7 protein-coding genes are annotated in these 5367 nt (G+C 69.8%); 3 read left to right on the forward strand and 4 right to left on the reverse strand.

Annotated features, from left to right (window positions below; all coding sequences use genetic code 11):
* Together hpnK and ACEN88_RS23540 are read left to right on the forward strand one after the other, a co-directional pair.
* Positions 1-683, forward strand: a 683-nt coding sequence (gene hpnK, locus ACEN88_RS23535) for a hopanoid biosynthesis-associated protein HpnK (protein ID WP_413343548.1), incomplete at its 5' end; no start/stop codon positions are given.
* Positions 680-1693 carry an MFS transporter gene (locus tag ACEN88_RS23540; RefSeq protein ID WP_413343550.1) on the forward strand — a complete coding sequence of 338 codons (1014 nt, stop codon included), beginning with the start codon at positions 680-682 and terminating at the stop codon, positions 1691-1693. The genes hpnK and ACEN88_RS23540, both read left to right, overlap by 4 nt.
* Here the strand turns inward: ACEN88_RS23540 and merP are convergent.
* The 4 genes from merP to ACEN88_RS23560 are packed head-to-tail and all read right to left on the reverse strand — an operon-like array spanning position 1677 to position 4074.
* On the reverse strand, positions 1677-1961 hold the full coding sequence (merP, locus tag ACEN88_RS23545) for a mercury resistance system periplasmic binding protein MerP (protein ID WP_413343551.1): 285 nt from the start codon (positions 1959-1961) through the stop codon (positions 1677-1679). The genes ACEN88_RS23540 and merP overlap by 17 nt on opposite strands.
* Before the next feature lie 11 nt (positions 1962-1972).
* Positions 1973-2347: a mercuric transporter MerT family protein gene (locus ACEN88_RS23550; protein WP_413343553.1), complete on the reverse strand. Its 375-nt coding sequence runs from the start codon at positions 2345-2347 to the stop codon at positions 1973-1975.
* A gap of 5 nt (positions 2348-2352) precedes the next feature.
* Positions 2353-3471 carry a transglutaminase-like domain-containing protein gene (locus ACEN88_RS23555; protein WP_413343555.1) on the reverse strand — a complete coding sequence of 373 codons (1119 nt, stop codon included), beginning with the start codon at positions 3469-3471 and terminating at the stop codon, positions 2353-2355.
* A gap of 9 nt (positions 3472-3480) precedes the next feature.
* The gene (locus ACEN88_RS23560; protein WP_413343557.1) at positions 3481-4074 is read right to left on the reverse strand and encodes a TlpA family protein disulfide reductase; all 594 of its coding nucleotides are present in this window, start codon (positions 4072-4074) and stop codon (positions 3481-3483) included.
* A 153-nt stretch (positions 4075-4227) separates the two neighbouring features.
* Between ACEN88_RS23560 and ACEN88_RS23565 the strand changes: the two genes are divergently transcribed.
* The coding region (locus ACEN88_RS23565) for a family 43 glycosylhydrolase (protein WP_413343559.1) at positions 4228-5367 on the forward strand (1140 nt) is incomplete at its 3' end.

Below are 5367 nucleotides of genomic sequence, written 5' to 3' on the forward strand. Positions count from 1 at the left end.
TCGCCGGCCCGTCCTGGGCCGAGCGCCACGTCCGCCGCGACCTCGTCGACGCGCAGGGCCGCTTCGGGGGGCGCATGGCACGCGACGGCGCACGGTACTTCTGCCTGCCGCGGGTACGCCGCCAGCTGGCGCTGGAGATCCGCGCCCAGTTCGACGCGTTCGCCGCCAGCGGCCTGCCGCTGGACCACGTCAACGCGCACAAGCATTTTCATTTGCACCCGACGATCCTGACGCTCATCCTCGATATCGGCCGCGCGTTCGGGCTGCAAGCCGTCAGGTTGCCGCGCGAGACGGGGCCGCCGGGGGAAGCACCCCACGTTTGGCTGCGGCCCTGGCTGGCGCTGCTCGAAGCCAGGCTGGACGCCGCCCGCATCGGCCACAACGACTACGTGGCCGGCATCCGCCAGTCCGGGCGCTTCGACGAGGCGGCCCTGCTGGATGCACTGTGCAACCTGCCGCCGTCCGGCATCGGCGAGCTGTACCTGCATCCGGCGCTCGCGTCGGGCGCGGCGATCGCGCCATCGATGCGCGGCTACCGCCACGCCGACGAGTTCGCGGCACTCCTCTCGCCGCAAGTGCGTGCGGTGTGCGGCGCCCTGGGCGCGCAGGGGTGGCGCTTCGGTGGATTCGCCGACCTTGTCGCCGCAACAGGCGACGGGGCGGACAACCGCAGCAGCCCATGAACCACACCCGCACGATGGGCCGGCTGGCCTGGACGGCATCGCTCGCCGGGCTCGCGCTGGTGGCGGCGCTCGTCGCGGCGCCCATCGCGCCGGCGCTCGGCCACCCGGTGCCCGCGTTCCTCGCGTGCTCGCTCGTGATCGGCTTCAGCGCCGTATCCGTGCAGGTGCTGGTGCCGTACGCGTCGCATATGGCGGCCGAACACGTGCGCGGTAGAGTCGTCGGCAATATCGTCAGCGGCCTGATGTTCGGGATCATGCTGGCCCGTCCGGTCGCCAGCTTCATCACGCACGCGTGGTCGTGGCAGGGCGTGTACGCGCTGTCGGCCGTGCTGATGGTGGTGCTCGGGATCGTGCTGCGCGTGCTGCTGCCGGCGCGCCGTCCGCATGCCACGCTCGGCTATGGCGCTTTGCTCGCTTCGATGGCGGGGCTCGTGCGCGACCTGCCCGTGCTGCGCCGCCGCGCCATCTACCAGGCCGGCATGTTCGGCGCGTTCAGCGTGTTCTGGACCGTGGTGCCGTTGCTGCTCGCGAGCCCGGCGTACGGCATGAACCAGCGCGATATCGCGTGGTTCGCGCTGGCCGGCGTCGCGGGCACGATCGCGGCGCCGCTCTCCGGCCGCGTGGCGGACCGCGGCTGGACGCGCCCCGCGACGGTGTTCTGCATGCTGCTCGGCCTGCTGTCGTTCGTTCCCACGCTGGGCCTGGCGGACGGCGGCCGGTTCGGCGTCGGCATCCTCGTGGCGACGGCCATCGCGCTGGACTTCGCCGTGTCGGGCAACCTCGTGCTGGGGCAGCGCGCGATCTATGCGCTGGGCGCGGAAGTGCGCGGGCGCGTGAACGGCCTGTACATGGCGACGTTCTTCCTGGGCGGCGCGACCGGTTCGGCGCTGGGGGCGTGGAGTTATGCGCACGGCGGCTGGCAGGCCGCGTGCGCCGTGGGGATGGGATTGATCGGGGCGGTGTTCCTGGTCTTCCTCACCGCACCCCGCAAGGTCACTTCGACGTCTTGAGCATCGCCGGATAGCCCACGTCTTCCGTCGCCTTTTTCAGGTCGGCGACGGTGGCCTGGGCGTCGTCGTAGACGATGACGGCTTCGCGCTTCTCGTAGCTGACCTTCACCTTCGACACGCCCGGCACTTTCGACAGCGCCGTCTTGATGGTGATGGGGCAGGTGGCGCAGTCCATGGTCGGCACGTTCAGCGACACGGTCTGCTGCTTGGCGAAGGCCGGCGCCGCGATGAAGAGGGCGGCGATGGCGAGGGATCGGGTGAAGTTCATGATGGCTATCCTCAGTAAAACAGCGGGGCGATCAGCGGAAAGCCCAGCAACAGCGCGACGAACAGCGCGCAGGCGATGAATACGCGGCGCATCAGCGGCCGCGTGGTGGCGCAGTCGCCGCTCTCCAGGTCGCACGCGCGCGCCGGGCGGAACACGAGCCAGCCGGCCCACGCCAGCGCACCCACGGTCAGGGCGATGGCATATGGCGTCACGGGTTTCAGCGCTTGCAGGTTGACCATCCACGCGCCCGTCACGCCGATGAGCACGAGCGCGAGCGGCAGCACGCAGCACGTGGAGGCGAGCAGCGCTGCGAGCATGCCGATGGCGAGCAGGCGGCCGGCCTTGCGTTCGGTACCGTCGACGGGTTGGCGGGCGAGCGTGGACATGTCGGTCAGATGGCGCGCGACGTGATGGTGTACTTGAACGTGTCCGGCGCGAGCGAGTCGTACGCTTCGCCGCCGCTCTGCGCCTGCGGGTACATCAGGAAGCCGACCTTGCCGGCGACGGAGCCCGGCAGGCGCACGTCGTGGGCAAAGTTATAGCCCATCCAGTTGCCTTCCCAGCCGCCGAACAGCGCGCGCTTGACGGGCGCGACGACGGGGTTGTCCGGGTCCTTGATCCAGTCCGCGGTTTCCTGGCGCATGACCTTGGCCACGTCCGCCGGGTCCATCGCGACCCAGCCGTGCTGCTTCAGGTAGACCTCGGCGCGGCAGTGCTGGGCGCCCTGCAGCGATGCCGGCTTGCCGCCCAGTTCCCGGTAGCCGAAGGCGCTCGGCGCGATGCGGATGCCGTAGACGTCGCGCGCCGGCACGCCGGAAGCCCGGCACAGGCCCACGAACAGGCCGTTCAGGTCGGCGCACTTGCCGCCGAAGTTGCCCGTCTCCAGCATCGTCTTGATGTCGCCCGTGCCGCAGCCTTTCACTTTCGGCTCGCGGAACGTGTTCAGCACGATCCAGTCGTAGATGCGCTGGACCTTTTCCTCATCCGTACGCGCGCCCCTGGTGATCGTCAGCGACGTCTTTTTCACGATGCCGTCGAGCGGCATCAGGTCGGTCGGCTGCAGCCACACGCGCAGGTCTTCGGCGGCTTCCGTACCCGGGGTGCGGGTCTTCCAGTTCTCGGCGCGGTCGCGGGTCTGGATGCGCGACACGACTTCCAGCATCGGCGCGACACTCCCATCGAATTCGGCGACGAGGAAGCGCGCGCCGTAGTGCGGGTCGCTTTCGACGTGCGTCTTCTTCGCGTTGCCGGACCAGTTGTTCGACAGGCTGCGCTGCCATTCCGTGTCGATGGCCGGCAGCGGGATCCACACGGTCGACGGACCGGCGGCGCGCTTCAGGGCCACCTTCGTCACCACCTCGTAGCTCTTCCAGTCGCCCGGACGTGGGTCGAAGTGGCGTTCCTGCGCGTCCGCCGCCAGCGCGGCGCGGGGCAGGGTGGTGGCGAGCGCGAGGCCGCCGGCCGCTCTGAGGAGCGCACGGCGGGCGGTGGACGGTTTGGTGTCTTGCATGGCTTTTCCCTATTTTTGGTTGTTTGTTCGGTGTTGCGGCTCCGTCAGCAGCGCGTCGATGGCGGCGCGCAGCTTCGTGTCGTCCGGCGGGATCTCGCCGACCGTGCGCCAGCGCGCGCGGCCCGTGCGGTCCACGAGGATCGTCGTCGGCATCACGCCCGGCGTCCAGCGCTTGAAGGCATCGCCCGTGCGGTCGCGCAGGACGGGGTAGCCGAGCGGGTGGTCCTGCGTGAAACGTTCGATCGTATCGCGCGGTTCCTTGTAGTTCACGCCCACGACCGCGACGCCGTCGCGGCCCGCCAGGCCTTTCAAGACCGGCAGCTCGTCCACGCACGGGCCGCACCAGCTGGCCCAGAAATTCACGACGACGACTTTCCCGCGCAGGCTCGCCACGTCCCACGGTTGTCCGTCCAGGCCCGTCACCTGCAGGGCCGGCGTCGGCTGGCCCGCGGGCCAGGGGCGCAGGGTCGCGTCCTTCGCGACCGCCGTGCCGGCGCTCAGCAGAGCCGCAAACAGCAGGCCGGTGGCCATCCTCGTGTGGTGCGTCAACGTGTGGATCTCGAAGCGGAAACAATCGTCATGATACCAGAGCGTGTCACGCAATGCCCGGCCCGGGCCCTTGCAGTTGGGACGATGCGACGGGGTTGTTCATCATCCGGCAACAAGTTGGGCACATGAACAACGATAAGCGTGTCAACCGTGCATCCCGCCCGGGCCGCTTGGGGTAAGCTCTGCGGCAAAAATCAGGGAGGGACGATGGGATCGCTACGCACGGGGTCGCTACGGTATGTCGGCGCACTGGCATGTGCACTGGCCGCACCCGCATGGGCGGCGCCCGCCGCCACCTATCGCAATCCGCTCCCCGTCCACCTGGCGAATGGCGAACCAGCCCAGAACTGCGCCGACCCGGCCGTGCTGCGCGACCCGCGCGCGAAGACGCCCACGTGGTATCTGTATTGCACGAGCGATCCCGTCAGCAAGAAGGAGCGTCCGCTGGACGGCGAGAAGGGCGACTGGCATTTCCACATGATCGCCATCTACCGGTCGACGGACCTGGTCGCGTGGAACTACGTGGGCGACGCGTTCGTCGACCGTCCGGCCGGGCTGGCGGCGCCCACGTCCGGCCTGTGGGCGCCGGAGCCGGCCTTCCTCAACGGTCACTACTACCTGTACTTCACCGTGACCGACGTGGCCGACGCGCACAGCCCCGAAGCGGGCTGCGACAAGGACAGCGCCATCGGCGTCGCGATGGCGGACAGCCCGGCCGGCCCGTGGGTGCCGGCATCGAAGCCGGTGGTGCCGCCCCGGCGCGCGGGACCCGGCTGCGACTTCCAGTGGACGTTCGATCCAAAGGTCGTCGAGGACGGCAGCCGCAAATGGATTTATTACGGCAGCTACGGCGGCGGCGTGTACGTGCAGCCGCTGCGGTTCGACGGCCTCCAGGCCGAGGGCACGCCGCGCAAGGTGGGCACCGCGTGGCGCTACGAAGGGGCGGAAGTCGTCCGGCACGGCGGCTGGTGGTACCTGTTCGGCTCCACGACGGACTGCTGCAACGGCCCGCTGACCGGCTATGCCGTCTACGCGGGCCGGGCACGCACGCCGGCCGGGCCGTTCCTCGACCGGATGGGCCAGGACCTGGCCGCGCCCCGCGCCGGCGGCACGCCCGTCCTGTTCCAGAACGGGAACCGCTGGGTCGGGGTGGGCCACAACACGGTCTTCCCCGACGCGGCCGGCCAGTGGTGGACGATCTACCACGGCATCGACGTGAACGAGCCGTTCTTCAGCGCGCCCGACAAGCTGACGCGGCGCCTTGCGCTGCTCGACCGTATCGACTGGGTCGACGGCTGGCCCGTGGCGGGGGGGGGGGGCCCGGGGGGTATAAAAAAAAGACCCGGC

Source organism: Massilia sp. CT11-108 (genome assembly GCF_047302915.1).
In the GTDB taxonomy this organism is placed as follows: domain Bacteria; phylum Pseudomonadota; class Gammaproteobacteria; order Burkholderiales; family Burkholderiaceae_D; genus Telluria; species Telluria orientalis.